The sequence below is a fragment of the Acinetobacter sp. UBA1496 genome (assembly GCF_002324975.1).
GTDB classification, from domain to species: Bacteria; Pseudomonadota; Gammaproteobacteria; order Pseudomonadales; family Moraxellaceae; genus Acinetobacter; species Acinetobacter variabilis.
Genome location: NZ_DCRI01000014.1, coordinates 54217 through 55786, shown reverse-complemented (window position 1 = coordinate 55786; position 1570 = coordinate 54217). Strand labels below are relative to the sequence as shown.

Below are 1570 nucleotides of genomic sequence, written 5' to 3'. Positions count from 1 at the left end.
AATAGTGCGTAAGTCCTAAAATATTACTGATTATCAATGAATTAATTTTATGTTATATTTCTGTAAATAATTAAAGCAATATTTTTCCATCTTTTAAAAACTTAGCAATAACAATAAATGTCAGACCTGTTGTATGAAGCGAATGTCAGCAGTATTACAAAAATTCCAGAATCATCGACTCAAGAAATATCTGATCGAAGATGAAGTAGTGATGAACTAGGGGATTTTGAAAAAGTGTATCCTGATGCTGGCACTTGGCTGTGGCATACATATAAGCTGGCTAAGTTGGGATCTGTTTGTCCTGTCACATCCACAATACTGGCAGCATGTCCATATTGACGTTGTTCGTTCCCAGGTTCATATGAATGGCCTGTTTTTACTGGCGCTGGTTCTTTTGATTTATCCCTGTTATAAATTTCAAGGCAATGCACTGATAGAACGATATTTTCCCTATCTGGCAGTGGGTATCTTTGTGGTGTCCCTGTGTCGGGATGCGTATATCGTAGGCGTGATCAGCCCGGTAGCCACAATTGCCTATGTTTGCCTGATGACGGTAGGACTGGTCCTGTTTCACCGGAGACTGGTCTATAGCATGCTGATTCCGGCCTCACTGTTCCTGGTGACTTGTGCCTATCTAAGCTTTAATCAGCAACTACCTTATTCACCACTCTTTAATATTCAGGATCAGTTTTTCCATAATAGCTTCTGGCTATTATCAATGCTGTATTTTATACTGCCAATTCTTGCTGCCTGCATGATTTTATTTGAGATTTTACTCAGCCAATGGCGCTATCGTGAACAGCTTATTAACCATCTCAGCCAGATTGATCCTCTGACCAATCTGTTTAATCGCCGTAGTATTAATCACTGTCTGGACCAGCTAAATAGTACTGCGACTTTTAACTATGCCCTAGTGCTGCTAGATCTGGATCATTTCAAAAAGATCAATGATTACTATGGACATCACAAGAGCGATGAAACACTGGTACAAGTCAGTGCGGTACTGAATCAGCAATTGCGTGAAAGTGATGTCGTTGGCCGGTTCGGTGGTGAAGAATTTATTCTGGTCCTGAATAATTCCAGCCTGGAAAAAGCTCAGCAGGTTGCAGAGCGTTGCCGAAGCGCGATCCAGCAACTACAGATTTTTAGTGATGAAGGACAGTTAATTCCGGTGACTGCCAACTTTGGTATTGCTATTTCAAAACCAAAATTACGCCCGCAGCAACTCCTGAGCCAGGCCGATCAGGCCCTTTATCAGGCCAAAGCCACGTCACGCGACACATAAGTTGTTATTTGCGTCGCATAAAATGTCATTGAACGACACATAAGTTGTCATTGAAAGAAACCGCGATTATTGGCGGTTTTTTTATCAAGTCTCATATTAATTTTCTAAAATTAAAACTTTATGATTAAATTAGATTGCATAAAACCGTGGAACATTGGTTGGTAAATAATCGTGGAACATGAATAATCAATAAAAAGCCGCTCTGGTGCTCTATACTCCAGAACGTCTTGATTTAATATACTGATATTTAAAGATAAATATCATACATTTCGTATAAGGTGTATT

The 1570-nt window shown here is 39.6% G+C and carries 1 pseudogene; it reads left to right on the top strand.

From position 1 onward, the window contains the following. Positions 1–133: 133 nt before the first annotated feature. Positions 134–1317, top strand: a pseudogene (locus tag B3143_RS01405) (GGDEF domain-containing protein). The last annotated feature ends 253 nt before the right edge of the window (positions 1318–1570 follow it).